The following is a 23,732-nucleotide window of genomic DNA, read 5'->3' as shown; positions in this document are numbered from 1 at the left end:
GGATAAGGAAAACACGATCATCGTAAATGACTACCTCAGCTCCGGTAAATGTGCGGAATTACCAAACCCAGTATTCCATGTTAATATGAATCGCTTGATGGATGGAACTTGCTGAAAATAAATGTGGAAAACTTTTTTGTGGGAAAAAGTGGGAGAAAGTGGAGTAAATTTCTAATTTTACATCATATTTATTAGGTAAAGAGTAACATATGGGTCACCTAATAGGCGAATTTGATTGTAAGTTGGACACCAAGGGAAGGATGGTGTTGCCGGCCGCGCTCAAGAGGCAGATGCCTGATGTAGAGCGGGTTGGCCTTGTTGTCAATCGTGGATTTGAAAAGCACTTGGTGATTTATTTACGAGATGAGTGGGATAAGATTACCGGTAAACTGGCAAAGTTGAATACGTATAAAGCAGTGAACCGTAAGTTTATTCGCGACTTTACCCGAGGAGCTACAGAGTTGACATTGGATTCTGCAGGTCGTGTGCTGTTGCCCAAATCACTGCTTGAATACGCAGCCATTGGAGCGGACATTGTACTTTCCTGTCAATTCAATAAAATAGAAGTTTGGTCAAAAGAGGCATATAATAAATTGTGGGATGATGAGGAAGATGATGATTTTGCAGCATTGGCAGAGGAAGTGATGGGTGGTAATAGCTTAGATGACGAGCATGATGAGTAGTGAATATCATGTGCCAGTGATGTTAAGCGAATGCATGGATGCATTGGCGATAAAACCTGAGGGGAGTTATGTGGACGTTACATTCGGAGGGGGAGGACATTCAAGGGAGCTATTGAAACACTTAAGTGAGAACGGACGTTTATATGCCTTTGATCAAGATCCAGATGCGTTGGGAAACGCAATAGTTGATGAGCGGTTTGTGCTCATACACCAAAACTTTAGATTTTTGAAGAATAACCTGCGCCTCTATGGTGTGAAAGCGGTTGATGGTATTTTGGCGGATTTGGGAGTGTCTTCGCATCAGTTTGACGATGCACAAAGAGGGTTTTCCACGCGTTTTGATGCGGAGTTGGACATGCGTATGGACCAAACCGGAGAGCTCGATGCAAAACAAGTGCTCAATACCTATACGGAAGCAGAATTGCACCGAATCTTTGGGATGTATGGAGAACTACACAATGCACGTACATTAGCGAAGGCCGTTGCAGCATCGCGCAATATTCGGACCATCCAAACTGTAAGGGATCTGAAAGACGCCGTCAAAAAATTAGTGCCGCGTGGCAAAGAACATAAATATCATGCACAGCTTTTTCAGGCATTGCGTATTGAGGTCAATAAAGAGTTGGAAGCGCTGCAAGAATTTCTCTTGCAAAGTGTTTCTATGTTAAGGCCAGGCGGTAGGATGGTGGTGATGTCTTACCATTCATTGGAAGATAGGCTGGTCAAAAATTTCATGGCCAAAGGGAAATTTAAAGGAGAAGTAGAAAAGGACTTCTATGGCAATGAGATGAAACCGTTCAAAGTAATCAGCCGTAAGGCAGTTACAGCTACAGAAGAAGAAATAGCGAGCAACAGCAGGGCACGGAGTGTTAAGCTGAGGGTGGCAGAACGGATTTAAATATAAGTGATTGATTTACGTTGAAACTTCCGGACTTACTGACTTCCGGACTTTCTAACTAAATAACGCTATGGCAAGAAATTCATATAAAAAAGAACCGTTGAGTGAAGAGCTGCAGGAGGAGTTGCAGGAAACGGTGGAGGAAAGAGCAAATGCCACAAGCAGTTTTTTTCAATCCTTGTTTTCCTCAGAGCGGTTTTCGTCCATGGCATTCGTCGGGTATATTCCCCTGATTATCTTCGTTGGGTTGCTAGCCATCATCTATATTGCAAATCGACATTATGCCGAACGCACGGTACGGGAGATTGACCGCCTTAGTCGGGAAGTGAAGGAGATGAATTGGGATTATAAATCGCTTTCTGCAGATTTGATGAAGTTGACCACCCAAAGTGAAATAGCCAAACGGGTAGACAGCATGGGGTTGAAAGAACGAACGGAACCTCCCAAAAAAATTGTATTGGTAAAAACAAAGAAATAACACGGAAAATCAATCGCAATAGGCATGAATATCAGGACAGACATACTTCTAAGGGCATATTTGTCATTTGGGCTGATTGTGCTCATCGCGGTAGCCGTATTGGCTAAACTATTCCACCTGCAATATACAGAAGGTGATAAATGGCGGGCAATGGCTGATAGTCTCTCCACCCGCTATGTAGATGTGGAAGCCGTGCGTGGAAATATCTTTTCGAACGACGGCAGCTTGCTGGCCACATCCGTACCTGAATATGATCTCCGTATGGATATGCTAGCCCCCGGCATTGAGGAAGATGACGTATTTTATTCCAAAGTGGATTCGCTTGCATCCAATCTAGCTGCTTTTTTCAAGGATAAATCTTCTGTACAATATTCGCGCCTGCTTAAGGGAGCCCGTAAGAAGCGAAATAGATATTATTTGATCAAGCGTAACGTGGGTCATCAGGAGCTCAAGCAGATCAGGGAGTTTCCCATCTATAATTTGGGAAAGTATAAAGGCGGGCTGATAGCAGAGCGCAAGAACAAGCGTATATTGCCGTTTACCAACCTGGCGGCAAGGACAATCGGTTATAAGATTCCCGAGGAGAATGTACATGTAGGTTTGGAAGGCGCATATGGTGAATACATCGATGGCAGAACCGGCAAACGCCTCGTGCAACGGATAGCAGGAGGGGTGTGGATGCCGGTAAACCGTGAAGTAGAAATGGCGCCAGTGGATGGGGCAGATATCATTTCCACCATCGATGTAAATATGCAAGATATGGCACAGCGCGCACTGGAGAAACAATTAATTGTCAGCAATGCCGACAATGGCTGTGTCATCCTAATGGAAGTGGCGACAGGCGAGATACGTGCCGTGGCCAATTTCACAAGGGACACGGAAGGTGTATACCGTGAAAAGTTCAATTACGCCATTGCGCAGAGTGCCGAACCCGGATCTACCTTCAAGCTGGCATCATATCTTGTGGCTTTGGATGATGGCAAGGTGGATACCAATACAATGGTGGAAACAGGCAACGGCACTTATCAGATAAATCGCAATACCATACGGGATACGCACGCTTATGGTACAATATCAGTGAAGAAGGCCTTTGAGGTATCCTCCAATGTAGCCATTACGAAAATCATCAATACGTATTACAAAGACAATCCGGCCGCATTCACCAAACGCTTGCATGCCTTGGGCCTGAATGAACAGCTTGGCTTGCAAATACCGGGGGAAGGCAATCCCCTGATAAAAACTCCCAATAGCAAAAGTTGGAGTAAGCTCTCGTTGCCCTGGATGTCATATGGGTACGAACTGAAAGTAACACCTTTGCAAATGCTTACGCTATACAATGCCGTAGCCAACAATGGAAAGATGGTATCGCCAATATTTGTAAAAGAAATCCGTCACCTTGGCAACACAGTGGAGCGTTTTGAAACCCGTGTAATCAAGGATAAGATAGCTTCAGAAAGCACGATCCGAAAATTGCAGGATATGCTGGAGGGCGTCATGACGCAAGGTACAGGTAAACGACTAAATAACCCGAACTTTGCCACGGCAGGCAAAACTGGTACCGCACAGATGGCCGATGGTGCCGCAGGATACCGGGATGGCAAATACCAGTCTTCGTTTGCGGGATATTTCCCGGCAGACAATCCTAAATATTCGATAATCGTAGTCATCCGGAATCCACGTAATGGTTATTATGGGGCGTCGATAGCAGGCCCTATATTCCGTGAACTTGCAGATATGGTATATGCCAACGACCTCGATATGCATGATGACTTCGAGCAAATGAGATTTGTTGGTAACACCGGAACACCTCCTTCGCTAAAAGGCTCGACATCAGCTACTCGGCAGGTTTTTGAAGCATTGGGTATCAAAACCATGTATGCTTCGGCGGAGTCAATGGAACACATAGACACCCTCAAAGGAATCCCGTTTTCAGATGAAGAAATCAAAGAGGGTACTGTGCCAAATGTAACAGGCATGGGACTCATTGACGCGCTTTATGTGCTTGAAAATTCAGGATACCGCACATCGGTGAAGGGCAAAGGGAAAGTAATTGCGCAATCGCTACCTGTTGGGCGACAAGTCAAAACAGGTTCGTCAATATTGATTGAATTGAAATGATGGTGCTGAAAGACATACTCCATGGTATTCCGGTACGTCAAGTCATAGGCAACTTGAACGTGACCGTGAACGATCTTTGTCTCGACTCGCGCCAGGCTGTGGCGAATGGCATGTTTGTGACGGTTAGTGGTACACAGACAGATGGGCATTTGTACATTGATGATGCCATAGCACTAGGTGCTTCCGTAATACTCTGCGAAAAATTGCCTACTACCACTGATGATCATGTCACTTACTTACAGGTAGAAGACACAGCTTTTGCGCTGGGAGTATCAGCTTCCAATTTTTTTGGAAATCCATCAAAAAAACTAAAGCTTGTAGGGATAACAGGCACCAATGGAAAGACTACGATCGCGACCTTGCTTTTCAAACTGTTTAGCAAAATGGGATATAAAGCGGGGTTATTATCTACCGTACAAAACCAAGTGGGTGATCGTGTTGTAGAGGCAACCCATACCACACCAGATCCCATTGCACTGAATAGGCTGCTGCATGAGATGGTGGAAACAGGTTGCGATTACTGTTTCATGGAAGTAAGCTCTCATGCCATCGTGCAGCAACGGATATCCGGCTTAAATTTTGCGGGAGGGATTTTTTCCAATATCACGCACGACCATTTAGATTTTCACAAGACATTCGCAGCATATATAAAAGCAAAAAAGACATTTTTTGATGGACTGGATCGATTTGCATTTGCACTTTCCAATGCCGATGACAAAAATGGCCTGGTGATGCTCCAGAATACCTTTGCGCATAAGAAGACCTATGGAATCAAGAGCATGGCCGATTTCAAGGTGAAAGTTAATGAGAGCCATTTTGATGGCATGAAGCTTTACTTGGATGGTCAAGAGGTATGGGTAAAGTTGGTAGGAGGTTTTAATGCATATAATGTGCTGGCCGTATACGGGGCGGCTATTTTGCTGGAACAAGAAACCATGAAAGTACTTACCGCTCTGAGTAGCATCACCGGTGCGGAAGGCCGTTTTGATACGACCATTTCAAATAAAGGAGTGATAGGTGTGATCGATTATGCACACACCCCCGATGCAGTAAGAAACGTGCTCGAAACCATCCAAGGGCTCCGAAAGAATAAGGAAAACATCATCACCGTATTGGGGTGCGGGGGCGACCGGGATAAAGCAAAGCGCCCGCAAATGGCAGTTGTGGCAGTGAAACATAGCGATAAGCTAATTATCACATCAGACAACCCCCGTACGGAAGATCCTATGCAGATTATCCATGATATGGAAGTGGGAATTCCCGAGAATAGGAAGCGGAATGTGTTTTCAATTGCCGATAGGCGTGAGGCCATCCGAGCTGCATGTCATCTGGCACGACCAGGCGACATTATATTAGTGGCAGGCAAAGGACATGAGAAGTATCAGGAAGTCGATGGAAAACGATATGATTTCGATGACAAAGAAGTCTTAATCAAAGCATTTAACGAACAATAACGGGCTATATGTTATATTATTTATTTACTTGGATAGAAGAACACATGCACATCCCCGGCTCGGGTTTGTTCCAATACATTACTTTCCGTACGGCAATGGCGGTTATTGTATCGTTAATTATCACCACGGTATACGGCGGCCGATTGATCAGGATTCTCCGAGCCAAGCAAGTAGGTGAAACAATCAGGGATTTAGGTTTGGCGGGCGAGAAAGACAAGCAAGGTACTCCTACCATGGGAGGGTTGATTATCTTGGCCGGCATTCTGGTGCCAACGCTGTTGTTTGCAAAATTGGATAATATCTATATCATTCTCATGCTCATTACTACGGTATGGATGGGAATAATAGGCTTCGTGGATGACTACATAAAAGTTTTTCGGAAAAATAAAGAAGGCTTAGCCGGACGATTCAAAATCGTTGGTCAAGTAGGACTAGGAATCATCATTGCCTGCACCATGTTTTTTCACCCGGATATCGTAGTGCGTGAAAAAGTGGTAAACACCAAACCAAATGCCGATGTTCAAAAACATGTCCAAGAAGAGACAGGCAGAACGTATTATACGGAAGACGTAAAATCAAGCAAGACGAACATTCCATTCTACAAAAATAATGAGTTTGACTACGCTAAGGTGATCAGTGTTTTCGGTGCCAATGGGTATACGCTTACATTCATCGTTTTTCTGGTATTCATCGTTTTCATTGTCACGGCGGTATCCAATGGAGCCAATATTACCGATGGCATAGATGGACTTGCCACGGGAACCTCGGCTACTATTGGGGGTACGCTGGCCATTTTGGCCTACGTTTCGAGCAACGTGATTTTTTCGGACTACCTCAATATTATGTACATCCCCAATTCGGGTGAGCTGGTGATTTTTGCAGGTGCATTTGTAGGTGCATGTACGGGATTCCTTTGGTACAATTCTTATCCGGCTCAGGTATTCATGGGCGATACAGGTAGCTTGGCAATCGGTGGAATTATCGCGGCATTTGCCGTCGTCATCCGCAAAGAACTGCTCATTCCTATACTATGCGGTGTATTCCTCATCGAAAGTCTTTCGGTTATCATGCAGGTCTCTTATTTTAAATATACCAAGAAAAAATATGGTGCGGGACGTAGAATTTTCCAGATGTCGCCCCTTCATCACCACTATCAGAAAAAAGGGTATCATGAAGCTAAAATCGTCACAAGGTTCTGGATATTGGGTATCATCCTGGCAATCCTGACCATCGTGACATTGAAAGTAAGGTAACACATGGCAGCAATACCGACATATCATTATCCGCAACAGGGCAAACTTGCAGTGCTTGGCGCAGGCGAGAGCGGGATTGGTGCGGCCATATTAGCGAAAAAAAAGGGGTTTGAGGTATGGGTATCTGACTACGGACGCATTGCTGATGATTACAAAAAACAATTGCAGGATGCAAGCATATCTTATGAAGAAGGTCAACATAGCGAACCTGTAATATTGGAAGCGGATATCGTGGTGAAAAGCCCCGGCATATCGGACAACGCAGCCATCGTACAACAGATAAAGGATAAGCGTATCCCCGTGATTGCCGAAATCGAGTTTGCAGCACAGTACACGGATGCCAAGCTGATATGCATCACAGGCTCAAACGGGAAGTCGACCACTACCATGCTGACTTGGCATATCTTAAGCCAAGGAGGGCTTAATGTGGGGTTGGCTGGTAACATTGGTAGAAGCTTCGCGTTGCAGGTAGCTAATTTACAATACGACTATTATGTGTTGGAACTGAGCAGCTTCATGTTAGATGATATGGAGCATTTCCGGGCAGATGTGGCTGTGTTGCTGAACATTACACCAGACCATCTTGATCGATATGATCATAAATTGGAAAATTATATAGATTCTAAGTTTCGTATCATTAGAAACCAGCGACCCGAAGATTTATTTGTCTTCTGCGCGGACGATCCACTTACAGCGGAGGGCTTAAAAAGATATACTCCGGTGGCAAAGAAGCTCCCATTCAGTCTTATAGAAAGATTTGAGCCGGGCAGCTATTTGAATAGCGACAATGAAATAGTAATTAACGTACCAAACCAAGATACATTTACGATGAATATCAACGAACTTTCCTTACAGGGTAAACACAATGTCTACAACAACATGGCGTCGGGATTGGTAGCCAAAGCGCAAGAGCTGCGCAACACTACCATGAAGGAGAGCATGGGCTCATTCAAGAATATTCCACACCGATTGGAATTTGTGGCATGTATTGCCGGTGTCAATTACATCAATGATTCCAAAGCCACAAATGTCAATGCGGTATGGTACGCTTTGGAGAGTTTTGCTCCCCAAATCGTATTGGTTATGGGAGGTGTGGATAAAGGCAATGACTATGAAATGCTTCGCGATTTGGTGCGAACAAAAGTACGGGCAATTATTTGCATCGGTAAAGACAACTCCCGAATATATGATTCATTGGAGGAAGATGCGCATATTATTGTAAATAGTTCGAATATGCGGGATGCAGTAGAAATTGCATCACATTTGGCCCAAAAGGGTGATACGGTATTGCTATCGCCAGCTTGCGCCAGCTTTGATTGGTTTAAGAATTTCGAGGACCGTGGCAACCAATTTAAGGAAGCCGTGATGGATTTATAATTTAGGGGAAAGTTGATCGATAGCTAGCTAATAGCCAACTGCTGATAGCTGACTACCGATAGCTGATGGCTAACATAAAAAAAATGGAACAAGCGTTTTCAAAATTGAAAGGTGACCGATGGCTATGGATTATTATCATGGTGTTGTCTATATGGTCACTACTAGCCGTGTATAGTTCGGTAGGTACCTTGGCGTATAAAGAAGGCAAAGGCACAGAAGTTTACCTCATCAAACATACCTTACTCATATTCGGGGGGTTCGCATTGATGTATTTTTCACACTTGCTTGACTACCGATGGTATGCGGGTATCTCCAAGATATTGATGGTGATCACCATCCCGTTGCTCTTCTATACCATGATTTTTGGAAACACACTAAACGAGGCGAACCGTTGGGTCACTATCCCGGTTATTAACCAGACTTTCCAAACATCCGACTTGGCGAAACTGGCATTAATTACCTTTCTGGCCAGAACATTAACCCGTAAACAAGAGAATATCAAAGATGTGAAAAAAGCATTTTTGCCAATCATGGGCTCAGTATGCCTTATTTTTGTGTTGATTGCCCCAGCCAACCTTTCCACTGCGCTGATGTTGTTTGGTGTAAGTGTACTGCTGTTGATTATTGGTCGTATCAGCATCAAACAGATCGTTTATGTGTGCTTGGGAGTCTTTGTGCTGTTTATTTTGGTTGTCGCATTTGGACCACGTAGGCAAACATACATGTCGCGCGTTCAGACATATATAAGTGGCGAGGAGACCCATTCCGATAAATCCTTTCAATCCGACCATTCCAAAATTGCCATTTCATCGGGAGGGTTGTTTGGCAAAGGACCGGGTAATAGCACCCAACGAAATGTATTGCCCCATCCGTATTCGGATTTCATCTTTGCAATCATCGTGGAAGAATATGGCGCAATAGGAGGGTTCATATTGGTATGCCTGTATGTGGCATTGATGTTTCGATGCATTCGCATCGTGACACTTAGCCCCAAAGCGTTCGGGGCCTTATTGGCTGCGGGACTAGGGTTTAGCCTTACCCTGCAGGCACTTGGAAACATGGCTGTGGCTGTGGGTTTGGGGCCAGTGACCGGTATCCCCTTGCCATTGGTCAGTATGGGAGGAACATCAATATTATTTACCAGTATTGCTTTTGGGATTATCCTTAGTGTAAGCCGTAATATTGACGAGATGAAGGAAAAAGGCCTGGAAGGACGAAACAAAAAAGTAGTCGTGGGCGAAATCCCTGCAATGGGATAGCGCCATTGGACGATAAAACGAACATGAAATTATAACCGGTAGATTATATGGCAAAGCGAATCATCATCAGTGGCGGAGGCACGGGAGGTCATATTTTCCCAGCCGTGTCGATTGCAAATGCCCTGAAGCGTTTGGCACCCAACATCAAGATATTGTTCGTGGGGGCAAACGGCAGGATGGAGATGGACAAAGTGCCCGCTGCCGGATATGAAATCGTGGGCTTAGATATCCAGGGAATCAATAGAAAATCGCTATGGAAAAACCTGTCACTGCCGATTAAGCTATTAAAAAGCCTCAATAAGGCCCGGCAAATTATCCGTGATTTCAAACCGGATGTAGCGGTGGGTGTAGGAGGTTATGCTTCAGGACCGTTGTTACATACCGCTGGAAAAATGGGTGTACCTTGCCTTATCCAAGAACAAAATTCATACGCAGGCATCACCAACAAACGCTTGGGATCTAAGGTGGCTAAAATATGCGTGGCATTTGAAGGCATGGACAAGTTCTTCCCTAAGGACAAAATCCTTTTCACTGGAAATCCTATCAGACGTGAGTCGGTAGCTATCCAAAACAAAAGGTTTGAAGCAGCGGAATTGCTAAGCCTTTCACCGCATAAGAAAACCATCTTATTGACGGGAGGCAGTTTGGGGGCGCGGACACTAAATGAATGCATGCAGCAAGGCTTGGATAGATTGGCGGGAGCGGATGTGCAGTTGGTTTGGCAATGTGGTAGCTATTATTACGAAGAACTCAAGCGCGCCGTGGCTGGGAAATATGAAGAGGGCATAAAACTGACGGCTTTCCTGCATCGGATGGACCTTGCATATGCAGCGGCCGACATCATCATTGCAAGGGCGGGGGCTGGCACCATCGCTGAGCTTTGCGCGGTAGGAAAACCCGTTATATTAGTGCCTTCCCCAAATGTGGCGGAAGACCACCAAACAAAGAATGCGAAAGCACTGGTAGACAAAAACGCGGCCCTGATGATAAGTGATGCGGAGGCACCGCGGAAGCTGGTGGATGCCGCACTGTCCCTATTGAAGGATGAAACGCAATGTAAAGTATTGAGGACGAATATCGCTAAACTAGCCATACTGGATGCAGATGAAGTGATCGCGAGGGAAGTACTGAAGCTAGCCGGGGATGAAAAACAAGGATAAATAAACAAGAAATAAAGCTGAAGGCCGGTAACCGACAGCTGATAGCTATAAAACATGAACATAAATAACATCAGGCAAGTGTACCTAATCGGGATTGGCGGCATTGGAATGAGCGCCTTGGCACGCTATTTCCGCTATTTAGGTTGCTTGGTGGCTGGATACGACAAAACAGAGACAGAGCTGACGAAACAATTGGTGGTTGAAGGGATTTCTGTCAACTATGCCGATGATTTTGCACTGATAAGTGATGCCTTCAAAGTAGCTGACGAATATACGTTGATTATTTATACCCCTGCGGTGCCCAATGAACTGGATATCATTAACCAGTTCCAACAACTGGGACACTCTTTATTCAAACGCTCCCAGGTCCTAGGCCTGATTAGCCAGAACAAGTTTACCATTGCAGTGGCAGGTACACATGGAAAAACAACAACCTCCACCCTCATAGCACATATCCTGAAAGACAGTGGCTATGATTGCTCGGCATTCCTTGGAGGCATTAGCACCAATTATAGGAGCAATATCCTGTTTTCGGAAAATGCTGTGGCTGTGATTGAGGCAGATGAGTATGATCGGTCCTTTTTGACGCTGTATCCCAAAATTGCCGTAGTCACTTCGGCTGATGCCGACCACTTGGATATTTACGGAGATAAAAATCACTTGCATGAATCGTTTAAATTATTCCTAAATCAGCTGCACAATGAAGGGAAAAGCATTGTAAAAGCTGGTTTGCCGTTCGAAGCCGATATATGGTACTCGGCGGATGGTCCTGCGGATGTCTATGCAGATAATATCCGTATTGCAGGAGGGGAATTCTATTTTGATTACGTATGGGATATGGGGAGGATGAACAATATACATTTGGGTCTGCCTGGAAACCATAATGTGGAGAATGCAGTGGCTGCCATCACAGTTGCACGCCAATTGGGTATCGCAGATGAGAAAATTATTAAGGCCCTGTCTTCATTTACAGGCGTGAAGCGCCGTTTCGAATACATCGTTAAGTCCCATGAGACGGTTTACATAGACGACTATGCGCACCACCCGGAAGAGTTGAGAGCATTTTTGTTGGCGGTTAAAGAGCTCTACCCAACACAAAAACTCACAGTCATCTTCCAGCCGCACCTATATAGCCGCACCAGGGATTTTGCTGATGGGTTTGCAGAGGTGCTATCCATGGCAGACACGCTGTTGTTGATGGACATCTATCCGGCTAGGGAATTACCTATAAAAGGTGTAGATTCACGAATGTTGCTCGGAAAAGTGATGATAGAAGATAAGCATATTGTTACCAGGGAAAGCATAAAAGATTATGTGCAACGATGCCGCCCCAAGTTGTTGGTGACAGTGGGCGCGGGCGACATCGATTTATTGGTGCAACCACTGAAAGCTATTTTGGAACATGCTTAAACGTTTGTCACATAGGATTAATTGGCGCGGTATTTTATACAGCATGATCGGACTCGTGGTATTGGCAGGTATCGTGATGCTAATGGGTTTCATCAATACAAAAAGCGGTGAACAAGCCTGTTCGGAAGTCCAAGTCATCGTTTTAGGCAATGAGTCGTTCATTGAGCAGAAGGATATTGTCGGTATGATTGTGGAAAAATATGGTGAGCTGGAAGGCCGTACGTTGGAAGATATTCCCATACATGAGATCGAACAAGATTTACGACAAATCCCTTTTGTATTTTCTGTCATTGTCAATATCGATATGGATGGATTACTGACTGTACGTGTTAAGCAACGAGAGGCGGTAGTGCGGGTAATCAACAACAGAGGTCGTGATTTTTACATCGATCGGCAAGGGTATAAAATGCCTGTTTCACTCAAATATGTACCCCGTGTACCCGTGGCAAACGGTCTGATTTCGGAACCCTACAATGGTGCCTTGGATAGCATGGAGAGCCAACTGGTGGAGGATATCTTCAAGACAGCTCAATTCATCAGCAGTGATAGCATATGGAGCAGCCAAGTCGTTCAGCTGTATGTGAATGAACATCAAGATATTGAGCTGATACCTCGTGTTGGTAACCAGCAAATCATACTGGGTAATGCGGATTCATTGGAAAAGAAATTTGAAAAGCTCATGTTGTTCTACAACAAGATCGTGCCAAAAACCGGTATTGGGGCCTATAAATCAGTAAACCTGAAATTCGCAGGCCAAATCGTTTGTGAACGGAACGAGCATTTTAAACCGGAGGAAATGATAACAATTCTAGATTCAACTAATAATAGAACTAATAGCATCAATACACAATAGTTATGAAGACAAAAGTAACAACTGAAAAGGACTCGCCAATCGTAGTGGGGCTTGATATTGGTACGACAAAAATATGCGTTACCGTGGGCAGGCGAAGCGGAGCAAAAAAAATCGAAATCCTCGGAGTAGGCAAGGCTGAGTCATCTGGGGTGAGTAGGGGGGTGGTAGCCAATATCCAAAAGACGGTAAACAGCATCGTCCAAGCAGTGGAAGAAGCCAGTGGGCAATCCAATGTGGATATCAAGGTAGTGAATGTTGGTATCGCTGGCCAACACATCAAGAGCATACAGCACCGTGGAATCCTGACCCGAAGGGACGACAACGAAATCAGCCGATTGGATATCGAACGGCTGATTGAAGACATGTATAAATTGGTGCTTCCCCCAGGGGAGGAAATCATACATGTGCTGCCACAAGAGTTTACGATAGATAACGAACCCGGTATCAAAGATCCGATTGGAATGGCCGGTCGACGAATGGAAGCAAACTTCCACATCATCTCAGGGCATGTAAGCGCCGTGAAGAACATCAAAAAGTGCATAGACAATGCTACATTGGAAGTGCAAGACTTGATCCTGGAGCCTTTGGCCTCTTCGGAAGCGGTGTTGGATGAGGCAGACAAGGATGCTGGTGTCGTACTGGTGGATATTGGTGGTGGTACCACGGATGTGGCTATCTTCCATGAAGGGATCATCCGACATACTGCCGTCATCCCATTGGGGGGCAATATCGTGACGGAAGATATCAAACAAGGGTGTTCCGTGTTGCGCAACCAAGCAGAATTGCTTAAAGTCCGCTTTGGCTCCGCCCTAGCGGATGAGAACAAAGAAAACGAGGTTATCTGTGTGCCAGGGCTTAGGGGCCGTGAACCGAAGGAGATTTCCGTCAAAAACCTTGCATACATCATTCAGGCTCGGATGGAGGAAATCATTGAGCACGTGTATTATGAAATCAAGTCCTCGGGTTATGAGAATAAACTCATCGGTGGTATTGTCGTCACGGGAGGTGGTGCGCAATTGAAACATTTGGTGCAATTGGTCGAATACATCACGGGTATAGACAGTCGTGTGGGTTTTCCTAACGAACATTTGGCCAAGAATGAAGTATTGCCCAAAAATGTTTATGACGAGCTGAAAAGTCCATTATATGCAACTGGCATAGGTCTATTGATTAAAGGCATTCAGGCAGAAGAGCAGCAGGAAGAAATGATCGAAAACAAAGGTGCTCCAATGTCCGTAAAAGAGATTACGGAAAAAGGCAACAAGGAAAAAGGCTTCTTCAAATGGTTTAGGGACATCATCAAAGACGGCAATGAAATCGATGATGAAACCTACTTAGGTAAGAAATAGTTTTCAACAAAAATTAATTTTTCCACATTATTAACACTTGTGGAAAACTATTGTGTAAAAAGTGCTAATATTACCCTACGAATATCGGGACAAAATGGATTTTGTATCACACTCTTTAGGAGTAAAATACGGTTGAGATATGTCATTTAAGTTTGAAATGTTAAAGGAACAATCGGCAATTATCAAGGTAATTGGCGTTGGAGGTGGTGGCGGAAATGCTGTCAACCACATGTATAAGCAAGGGATTAGCGGTGTTGATTTCATCGTTTGCAACACAGATGCACAGGCACTCGAACTGAGTCCAATACCTAATAAAGTGCAGTTGGGTGCAAGCCTCACCGAAGGAATGGGCGCTGGTGCAGATCCGGATGTTGGCGAAAATTCAGCGATTGAGAGTATCGAAGACATTAAACGCATGTTGGGATCCAATACCAAGATGTTGTTTATCACAGCAGGGATGGGAGGCGGTACCGGAACGGGAGCGAGCCCAGTATTGGCCAAGGCCGCTAGGGAATTGGGCATCCTTACCGTAGCAATCATCACCACCCCGTTTGCCTTTGAAGGCAAAAGAAGGCGCATGCAGGCAGAGGATGGGTTAGCTGAACTGAAGAAGTATGTAGACTCTTACTTGGTAATTTCCAATGATAGGCTACGTGATATTTTCGGAAACCTCACCATGACGGCTGCATTTGCCAAAGCAGATGATATCCTAACTACCGCAGCAAAAGGTATCGCCGAAATCATCACCATACCTGGATATGTCAACGTGGATTTTAAGGATGTACGTACCGTCATGAACGATAGCGGTGTGGCCATCATGGGGAATGACGTTGCTGAAGGCGAAGAACGCGCATTGCGTGCGGTGGAAGGTGCCCTTGCTTCACCCTTGCTCAAAGACAATGAAATAGAAGGTGCCCGATATATTTTGCTTAATATCACTTCCGGCAAGCAAGAAGTAACCATGGATGAGGTAACCATTATCACGGATTATATCCAAGATAAAGCAGGGCTGTCGGCAGATTTAATATGGGGCAATTGTATTGATGAATCCTTAGAGAACGAATTGTCGGTGACCATTATTGCCACCGGTTTCCAAACTTCGGAAGAACGTATTAAGGAGAGGGAAAATGAGCGGATTGAGATTCCGCTTACACCAGACGAACCCAAGACTCCTTATGTAAAACCGATCAATCAATTTGTGCAAAAGGAAACTGGAAGTACAGACATTGAACCGGTTGCCAAACCCATTCCTGATGGGATTCCAGAACCCCCTACTGTGCAACAAGCGGATTTGTTCAGTACAGCGTCATCAAAACCCCAATTGAGGAATAATACGCCTGACAAGGACGGCATTATCCGTCATACATTGGCCCCGCAAGGTGAGCAGTCTGGTGAAGAACAGGCCGATGATGGATATGAGGTAAAAACTACACCTTCGGCCTTCCATTTTGAGGTGCCAGCCGCTTCCAATGATAAGATACAAGAAGCTGAGCAGACACACGCTGAGTATGACGCAGGACGAGAAAATGACCCAGAACCTGCTGTCGAAGCGACCCACAGCATAGATGGGCACAAAACGCCTGAATATGTGGAAGAACAACTGTTGAAAACCAAGGAACGCATCCTCCGACTTAAGGAGCTGAGCATGAAATTAAAATCGGCAAATGGCCTTCAGGAACTGGAGACTGAGCCCGCATTTAGGCGCAAACAGATGGCGTTAGATGATGTGCCGCACTCATCGGAATCGCAGGTGTCGAGATTTACACTTTCTACAGAGGAAGGAATTACCGAGATTAAACCAAACAATTCATTTCTACATGACAATGTAGATTAGCGCATCTCCGCATACCTATCCAACAATCCACAACTGTTTGGTGAGGATTCACCGAGATTCCGAACCAAACAGTTTTTTGTTTTATGGGATTCCTTTATGTAAGTATTGCAAACAACATCTGTTTACCATCCTGGTAATGATTAGCGCATGTTGGTACGTTTTGATTTAAAGTTTATCTTTGCAACGATTTTTGTACAATTTAATATTTGAAGGACGATATTGGACTTATTTGATAAAATCGCGAAAAACCTTGGGCCAATAGGTAAGCACTATGAGTGGTCGCATGGCTATTTCTCCTTTCCTAAGCTGGAAGGAGAAATTGCACCTCGGATGCTATTCAATGGAAGAGAACACTTAGTCTGGAGTCTCAACAATTATTTGGGCTTGGCTAACCACCCTGAAGTAAGAGCAGTAGATGCCCAAGCTGCTGCAGAATATGGTATGGCATATCCCATGGGAGCTAGGATGATGTCCGGAAACACAGTATACCATGAAGAATTGGAACAGGATTTGGGTATTTTTGTAGGCAAGGAAGATGCTTTTTTGCTCAATTACGGTTACCAAGGAATGGTGTCCATCATCGATGCGTTGGTAGACCGCAATGATGTGATTGTTTATGATGCAGAATCACATGCATGTATTGTAGATGGGGTGAGGTTACATATGGGTAAACGGTTTGTTTATCAACATAACGACATTGAAAGTTGCGAAAGGCAATTGGTAAGGGCCACTAAACTCGCACGTCTTAATGGAGGCGCTGTTTTGCTGATTACCGAAGGGGTGTTTGGTATGTCAGGTATTCAGGGCCAACTTAGGGAAATCGCCGCCTTGAAAAAACAATATGGATTCAGGATGTTGGTCGATGATGCGCATGGTTTCGGTACAATGGGCGCGACTGGGGCGGGTACACATGAAGCTCAGGGCTGCATGGAAGATATCGATATCTATTTTGGCACATTCGCCAAATCTATGGCGGGAATAGGAGCATTCGTTGCCGCTACCAAGGAAGTGATTACCTACCTGCGATACAACATGCGCTCGCAGACTTTTGCCAAATCCTTACCCATGCCTATGGTATTAGGTCTGAAAAAGCGTTTTGAACTATTAAAAAACAGTCCCGAACTAAGGGAACAATTATGGATTATCGCGCTAGCACTGCAAAATGGATTGCGCGAACGCGGATTTGATATTGGGGCGACCAACACCATGGTGACACCGGTATTCCTTAAAGGCGATCTCAATGAAGCTACTTCATTGACTCGTGACTTGCGGGAAGCACATGGCATATTTTGTTCCATTGTAGTATACCCAGTCATCCCAAAAGGCTTGATTGAATTGCGGCTAATCCCAACTGCGGCGCACACCAAAGAGGACGTAGATTATACGCTGGAAGCCTTTACGGCTATCAGTGAGAAATTAAAAGCAGGGTATTACAAACAAGCCGTTTCTTTACAATCGGAGTAAAAAAGGTGGTTTTGATTCTAAAAAAGGTCAAATAAATGATAGGAAATGCATTTTTTTGGCCTTTTGTTTGTTCTTGGTTATTTCGTTTTATCTAATTGATTTCCAGTATATTAAGGTTTTGGTATAGCTGATATCTGTTTGAACATCTTGTTAAATGTGGAAAAAAAAGTGCGTTTATGGCCTGTTTCGCGTGTTTTAAAGTTTTTTTTTCCAAAAAAAGATTCTACTTTTAACGCACTGTAGATTATTAACTTAATTAAATTTAAACTAAAAAGGAGTATTTATTATGGCAAGTATCACAAAATTTAATGAGCTTAAGAGCTTGATCGAAGGATTAGATGGAGACGCTGACAAATTCTTCAATAAGGGTAACAACGCTGCTGGTACACGTGTAAGAAAAGGCTTGCAAGACGTTAAAAACCTGGCTCAGGCTATCCGCTTAGAAATACAAGATGCAAAAAATGCGAAATAAGCATAAACGTTGACAAATATTTAACGTTTATGAAGCCCTGATACGTCAGGGCTTTTTTATTTTAACCAAAACCGTTTTAGGCTCACAAACATGCCTGCTCGCCGTTGTCCATTTGGATTTAGAAAAATGGACTTGGTCGACTAACTCGCCCATTCGTACAGTCAACTTAGCCATTCGCTCATTCGTGCAATTTCAAGATGTTTTGAATATGTACCTTGGTACAATACAAACTATTTACTTGCTGTTTCCTATTTCCGTTCGACCCATTCCATATCACATATATGTTGTTTTATATGAAAAACGTAATTGTCATTTTGATTTTTTGGGTGCCTAGTTCCAGAAGCACAATAAAGACGATACTGATATATCAGCTGGCGAATGGCCGATAATAAATAAGAGATATATGAAAAGACTATTATTCTTAACCTTAATTATTTTTCATTGTTCTATCATCGTTGTCCGTGCACAAGAACTTGTCCGGCAGGTAGTAGCCAGTACCGGATATAGTGAGACGGTTGGCTATACGATTTTCCAATACACCATTGGCGAAGCGATGGTAAGTACCCTTCAGGCAGGAGACTTGCTACTGACGCAGGGATTCCAACAACCAGAGGTGGTTTTGTCCGCGCCAAATGAAGACAACCACTTTGTGTCAGACTTCATGGTCTATCCCAACCCAGCATCCAACGTCGCCAACCTGGAATTTGACCTGCTTCAAGGAGGCAGGGTTGTTTTCCAGCTTGTCAATAATGCCGGTCAAGTTGTTTTTTCCACTACTGTAAATATGTTAGCTGGACGCATTACCTATACAATACCAGTTAGCATGTATGCTTCCGGTTTGTATTATATTGTTGTAAACGCAGGATACCGTAGGTATACCGAAAAACTGATTATCCAATAACCCATAAGTGGTTTGTCATGATGAAACAAATACAACAACTCGCCTGGATGCTGGTTATTTTTAGTATTCCAGCAACAATAGTCACCGCACAAACCAACTTCCGTACCATCACTACAGGCGCGTCCTTCCTGCTTTTGAGCCCCGATGCCCGAAGCACGGGAGTTGCAGAGGCAGGCACCGGTTTGATGGCCGATGCCAATTCGGTATTCATCAATGCCGCCAAATTATCATTCGCCGGAGAAAAAGGCCTGAGCATATCCTACACACCTTGGATGCGTCAATTGGTCAAGGATGAGCATCTAGGCTATCTCACAGCATTCCACAGACTTAGTTGGCGTGAGGTGTTGGGTGTATCCGCCAAATATCTCGATATGGGGGAAATCAGCTTCAGGGATGAAACCGGTAACCTGACGCAACGGTACAATGCCGGAGAATTTGCTATAGACGCAAGTTATTCCCGCTTGTTGGGCGATCATTTTGCGATGGCCCTTACAGCACGTTACATTCATAGTAACTTGGGATCGGGCACCTACAATGGACTTGATATGGATAGGGCAAACGCTTTTGCAATGGATTTGGGCATATATTCAGAAAAGAGTTACATGAATTCCCGCCAGTTCAGCAAACGCTTTGCTTGGGGTATAAACCTGAGTAATATCGGCACAAAACTCAACTATACCAATTCCAAGGAGAGCTTTTTGCCGATGAACCTAAGAATTGGGGCCGGTTATGCATTGAACAATGATCCTGATAACCGATTGACATTGTTATTAGATATCAATAAACTGACGGTGCCATCGAGGCCCATCTATCGGGTTGATGAAAATGGTAACACAACCACTGAAATCGAAAAGGGAAGAAATCCAGACAGAAGTGTGCCTTCCGCCCTTTTTACCTCTCTTTTCGATGCACCTGGTGGATTCAGTGAAGAATTATCGGAATTTACGGTCTCTGGAGGGTTTGAATTTTGTTATTACAGGCAGTTTTTTATCCGCTCGGGTTATTTCTATGAAGATCCCGACAAGGGTAATCGCCAGCATTTTGCAGCTGGGATTGGATTTAGGGTGAAGTCACTGCAAATAGACATTGGATACTTGGCACCCATGGCCAGGCGGTACACCGTGCGCAACGAACTGAAATTCACCATGAGTTTCCATCCCAACGACATATTAGACAAGGATTAATAAAAAAACATAATTATATGAAAAGGAAAGTAATTTATATCGTGCCAATTAATGTGCTGATAGCGGGCCTAACGATGAACGCAAGTGCCCAATCGACTCAAAAAAAAGAACTGGATCCCAGCAAGAGTATCAAAGAGCAGCTATTCCCAGACTATGGGAAAACGAAAGCCGAGAAGAGTAGTACTGACGACGCAACACGAGAGAAAATGGCGAAATCATCCGAGGAACTGATATTCCAAAACTATAAGCCCGCAGCACCCGGCAATTCGGGGGCGCGTAGCGCAGTAAAGCCGTTGAATTCACCAGCCGGAGCCGAGGGGAAACTACCATCTGAGATTGCCGTGGATGAAGCAAAAAAAGCGCTGCCGCCATCCAATCCACCCATTCAGTTACCGCCTATGCAAGGTGAGCAAACAAAGCCCACATCTCCCACAACCAACGCTAAAATAAAGTAATCATTTAATATACAAGGTTATGAAAAGATGTTTTCCTTATTATTTTATTGCCCTGCTCATATTATCAGTATATGGTGTCGCTCAAGGGCAGTCAGGACTTACAGGCATAAATTACCAAGCCGTTGCGCGTAACCTCGATGGAACAGTTTTAGCCAACAAACCTGTCGACGTCCGGATATCGATTATCAGTGGCTCGCCCGCTGGGACTGTGCAGTACCGCGAAGCGCACAGTGTTAGCACGAATGCGTTGGGGCTGTTTACTTTGCAAATTGGCAAGGGAAACGCATCGTTGGGTACGTTTGCCGAGATTCCCTGGGAAGAAGCCAACCAATTCGCTAAGGTCGAATTGGCAGTCAATAATGGAAGCTATACCGATTTGGGCACAACGGAATTGATGAGTGTACCCTTTGCCTTGTATGCTGCGGGCGGTAATGAAGGTCCACAGGGCCCGGCAGGGCCACTAGGGGTCAAAGGCGATGTAGGCGAAGCTGGTCCACAAGGTCCGGCAGGGGCAACAGGTCCGGTTGGCCCACAAGGCCCTGAAGGTCCGGCAGGGGCACAAGGAGCCAAGGGCGATCCAGGTGACATGGGTCTTCAAGGTGAGCAAGGCCCGATAGGTCCCATGGGGCCTCAGGGCGCTGAAGGGCCAGCTGGCCCTCCCGGTAGTGATGCCACAATTGATGGAGTAGCAGCCGGTGGTGATTTAACAGGCAATTACCCCAATCCTACATTGGCCAACAATGTGGTAACCACCACCAAGATAGCCAATGCTTCCATTACACTGGCCAAACTTGCCCCGGGAATAATTCCTACTTCCTTGCCCCCTAATGGGGCTGCCGGAGGTGACCTTAGCGGCACTTACCCCGATCCTACAGTGGCCCGTATACAAACCACGCCGGTATCTGCCATAGCGCCAGCAGCCGGACAGGTATTGAAATTTGACGGCGCCAATTGGATGCCCGGCACAGACAACGGCGGTGCCCTCACCCTGCCCTATGCTGCCACGGAAAATAGCGCAGCCACACTGTTTTCGATTACAAATGACGGCGATGGTACATCACTTGAAGGCATTAATAATACCACCACAAGTAGTGTTTCTGCAATCAGGGGGCTAGTCAGCAACATCGCTCCAGGCGGGTTTTCAGCCGGAGTTAGGGGTATAAACAATGGCACCGGCGGCTTGGGTATTGGTGTGTGGGGTTCACAAAATGGATCCGGTTGGGGAGTATACGGCCTCTCACCCGATGGTATTGGTGTGTATGGCAATGCGTCTGCGGGGGGCACGGGAGTATTCGCCAACAGCGATAACGGCATAGGGCTTTCCGCCACGTCTAACAATGGGATACCTGCCAGCATTGGGATTTTCAACAATGCTAATAACAATAATGTGCTTAATGCAAACACAATTGGAAACGGCACGGTAATAAATGTGAGTACATCTGGCACAGGCCAAGGGGTTTTCGCTTCCACTGGAGCGGGATTTGCGATTCACGGAACAACGAGCGGCCTAAGTTCTGCGGGCATCCTGGGCGACAATTCAGGAGGAGGGGAAGCAGTAGTGGGGCGAACTATCAGCGATATTGCCGGCGCAGTAGTGGGGCGTAACGATGGCGGTGGCCAGGGAGTGCGGGGATTCATAACCACTAATACTTCGGGAACAGGTATCGGTGTATTCGGACAGGTTGGGCATAATAATAGCACTGGACGGGCAGGTAGGTTTGAAAACGCCAATATGACCAATATTGATGCTAATACACTCGAAGTGGAGACCAACAGCAATGGAAATATTCCAGACAACACCCAGGGCAATGCAGCCTCCTTCTTGGTGGACAATACAAACAGCGTGGCTGCTGCTGTAAGAGGAGAGGTAAAAACCATCTTCGGTAACTTTGGAGCGGCGGGTCTTTTTGGTGTATCTTCTGGCACCGGCGGTTTTGCGGGATTGTTCCATGCTTCCAATGCGAGCGGCAATGGAGCGGCGCTTGTCGCACTCACGGACGGCAACGGCAATGCCATCACCGCCAATGCAGGTAAAAATGGTAATGGCGTCGAAACCAATATCGATGGCGATGGCAATGCGCTCTACGCTTGGGTACCAGTGTTTTCCACGGGTAGGGCCGGCCGGTTTAATAATTATAACGCCGCCAATACCAGTGATGTAATCACAGCTACCACAGTCGGGAATGGTATCGCCGGTAACTTCAAGGTGGACAGGACAACCGGTACTTCTGCGGCTGTAAAAGGAGAAGTAAATTCCATGTTTGCTAATTTCGGAACCGCGGGCATCTATGGGGTGTCTTCTGGCACGGGAGGCTTTGGAGGTCTGTTTTATGCTTCCAATCCTGCAGGCAATGGTCACGCATTGGTTGCCATTGCCGAAGGTAATGGCAACGGCATTACCGCCAATGCGGCCAACGTGGGCGATGGCGTGGAAACCACGGTAGACGGCACTGGACACGCCATTTATGCCTGGACACCTACGTTCAGCAACGGCAGGGCGGCTCGGTTTGTGAACTATAATGCCGCCAATGCAAATCCGGTGTTAACGGTAGAAAATCGTAGCAATGGCAGCATCGCCGTGTTCAGGAGTGGAAACCCATTTGTAAATGTGGCTCGCATTAATGCTGCCGGAAGAGGTTTTTTCAATGGAGGGACCCAAGTCGGTGGAGCTGACCTTGCAGAAGCATTTGATGTCATAGGATCATTTTTATATTATGAACCTGGAGATATTCTAGTGATTGCCACGGACAGGGATCGGGCTGTGGAAAAATCAAGTGAGCCGTATTCGACATTGGTTGCTGGAGTGTATGCCACCAAACCGGGTGTATTGCTTACGGAAGAACACATTGATACCGACATATCGGACAAGGTACCGATGGGCGTAATGGGTGTGATCCCCACGAAAGTATGCCTTGAAGGAGGTGCCATTAAGCGGGGTGACCTATTGGTCACTTCATCCTTGTCTGGTGTGGCCATGAAGGCCGATCCGGATAAGGTAAGGGTTGGACAAGTGATAGGCAAGGCCTTGCAGGAATATGATCAAGATAATGTAGGGAAAATAAACGTGCTGGTGAATGTCAAGTAAGTAAGCGGATTGGGGTTTTTTATATCTCTATCTTTTTTCGTATCA

The 23,732-nt window shown here is 45.4% G+C and carries 19 protein-coding genes; all 19 read left to right on the top strand.

All coding sequences use genetic code 11. From position 1 onward, the window contains the following. Nucleotides 1–209: 209 nt before the first annotated feature. Nucleotides 210–683: a division/cell wall cluster transcriptional repressor MraZ gene (gene mraZ / locus NF543_RS13400; protein ID WP_257668649.1), complete on the top strand. Its 474-nt coding sequence runs from the start codon at nt 210–212 to the stop codon at nt 681–683. Further along, nucleotides 676–1,581, top strand: coding sequence for a 16S rRNA (cytosine(1402)-N(4))-methyltransferase RsmH (gene rsmH, locus NF543_RS13395; RefSeq protein WP_257668758.1), 906 nt, complete (start codon nt 676–678; stop codon nt 1,579–1,581). Before mraZ ends, rsmH begins: the two co-directional genes overlap by 8 nt. A 70-nt stretch (nt 1,582–1,651) precedes the next feature. Next, entirely contained in the window at nt 1,652–2,059 is a 408-nt protein-coding gene (locus tag NF543_RS13390) for an FtsL-like putative cell division protein (protein WP_257668648.1), read from the top strand. A 24-nt stretch (nt 2,060–2,083) separates the two neighbouring features. Beyond that, the gene (locus NF543_RS13385) at nt 2,084–4,177 is read left to right on the top strand and encodes a PASTA domain-containing penicillin-binding protein (protein ID WP_257668647.1); all 2,094 of its coding nucleotides are present in this window, start codon (nt 2,084–2,086) and stop codon (nt 4,175–4,177) included. Next, nucleotides 4,174–5,631, top strand: a complete 1,458-nt coding sequence (locus NF543_RS13380) for a UDP-N-acetylmuramoyl-L-alanyl-D-glutamate--2,6-diaminopimelate ligase (protein WP_257668646.1) — start codon at nt 4,174–4,176, stop codon at nt 5,629–5,631. Before NF543_RS13385 ends, NF543_RS13380 begins: the two co-directional genes overlap by 4 nt. An 8-nt stretch (nt 5,632–5,639) precedes the next feature. Continuing rightward, entirely contained in the window at nt 5,640–6,884 is a 1,245-nt protein-coding gene (mraY, locus tag NF543_RS13375; RefSeq protein ID WP_257668645.1) for a phospho-N-acetylmuramoyl-pentapeptide-transferase, read from the top strand. A 3-nt stretch (nt 6,885–6,887) separates the two neighbouring features. After that, nucleotides 6,888–8,261 carry a UDP-N-acetylmuramoyl-L-alanine--D-glutamate ligase gene (gene murD / locus NF543_RS13370; protein WP_257668644.1) on the top strand — a complete coding sequence of 458 codons (1,374 nt, stop codon included), beginning with the start codon at nt 6,888–6,890 and terminating at the stop codon, nt 8,259–8,261. Between the two features lie 83 nt (nt 8,262–8,344). After that, entirely contained in the window at nt 8,345–9,520 is a 1,176-nt protein-coding gene (locus NF543_RS13365; RefSeq protein ID WP_257668757.1) for an FtsW/RodA/SpoVE family cell cycle protein, read from the top strand. A gap of 47 nt (nt 9,521–9,567) precedes the next feature. Further along, a complete protein-coding gene (murG, locus tag NF543_RS13360) occupies nt 9,568–10,680 on the top strand; it encodes an undecaprenyldiphospho-muramoylpentapeptide beta-N-acetylglucosaminyltransferase (RefSeq protein ID WP_257668643.1) in 1,113 nt (370 codons plus the stop codon). A 54-nt stretch (nt 10,681–10,734) separates the two neighbouring features. After that, a complete protein-coding gene (gene murC, locus NF543_RS13355) occupies nt 10,735–12,090 on the top strand; it encodes a UDP-N-acetylmuramate--L-alanine ligase (protein WP_257668642.1) in 1,356 nt (451 codons plus the stop codon). Then, nucleotides 12,083–12,943, top strand: a complete 861-nt coding sequence (locus tag NF543_RS13350) for a cell division protein FtsQ/DivIB (protein WP_257668641.1) — start codon at nt 12,083–12,085, stop codon at nt 12,941–12,943. Before murC ends, NF543_RS13350 begins: the two co-directional genes overlap by 8 nt. 2 nt (nt 12,944–12,945) lie before the next feature. After that, complete coding sequence (gene ftsA / locus NF543_RS13345) at nt 12,946–14,292, top strand: cell division protein FtsA (protein ID WP_257668640.1); 1,347 nt, start codon at nt 12,946–12,948, stop codon at nt 14,290–14,292. Between the two features lie 139 nt (nt 14,293–14,431). After that, nucleotides 14,432–16,126, top strand: coding sequence for a cell division protein FtsZ (gene ftsZ / locus NF543_RS13340; RefSeq protein WP_257668639.1), 1,695 nt, complete (start codon nt 14,432–14,434; stop codon nt 16,124–16,126). 219 nt (nt 16,127–16,345) lie between these two features. Continuing rightward, complete coding sequence (locus tag NF543_RS13335; RefSeq protein WP_257668638.1) at nt 16,346–17,590, top strand: aminotransferase class I/II-fold pyridoxal phosphate-dependent enzyme; 1,245 nt, start codon at nt 16,346–16,348, stop codon at nt 17,588–17,590. A gap of 286 nt (nt 17,591–17,876) precedes the next feature. Then, a complete protein-coding gene (locus NF543_RS13330; RefSeq protein ID WP_257668637.1) occupies nt 17,877–18,062 on the top strand; it encodes a BF3379 family histone-like protein in 186 nt (61 codons plus the stop codon). A gap of 403 nt (nt 18,063–18,465) precedes the next feature. Next, nucleotides 18,466–18,963 (top strand): T9SS type A sorting domain-containing protein, encoded by a 498-nt coding sequence (locus tag NF543_RS13325; protein ID WP_257668636.1) that lies wholly within the window; start codon nt 18,466–18,468, stop codon nt 18,961–18,963. A gap of 17 nt (nt 18,964–18,980) precedes the next feature. Further along, a complete protein-coding gene (gene porV, locus NF543_RS13320; RefSeq protein ID WP_257668635.1) occupies nt 18,981–20,147 on the top strand; it encodes a type IX secretion system outer membrane channel protein PorV in 1,167 nt (388 codons plus the stop codon). Nucleotides 20,148–20,164: 17 nt separating this feature from the next. Beyond that, nucleotides 20,165–20,602 carry a hypothetical protein gene (locus NF543_RS13315; protein WP_257668634.1) on the top strand — a complete coding sequence of 146 codons (438 nt, stop codon included), beginning with the start codon at nt 20,165–20,167 and terminating at the stop codon, nt 20,600–20,602. A gap of 19 nt (nt 20,603–20,621) precedes the next feature. Then, a complete protein-coding gene (locus tag NF543_RS13310) occupies nt 20,622–23,687 on the top strand; it encodes a beta strand repeat-containing protein (RefSeq protein ID WP_257668633.1) in 3,066 nt (1,021 codons plus the stop codon). Nucleotides 23,688–23,732: the final 45 nt, after the last annotated feature.

The sequence above is a fragment of the Parapedobacter tibetensis genome (assembly GCF_024704835.1).
In the GTDB taxonomy this organism is placed as follows: domain Bacteria; phylum Bacteroidota; class Bacteroidia; order Sphingobacteriales; family Sphingobacteriaceae; genus Parapedobacter; species Parapedobacter tibetensis.
Note: the sequence above shows the minus strand (reverse complement) of the source record. Positions and strands in the feature narration are given on the sequence as shown.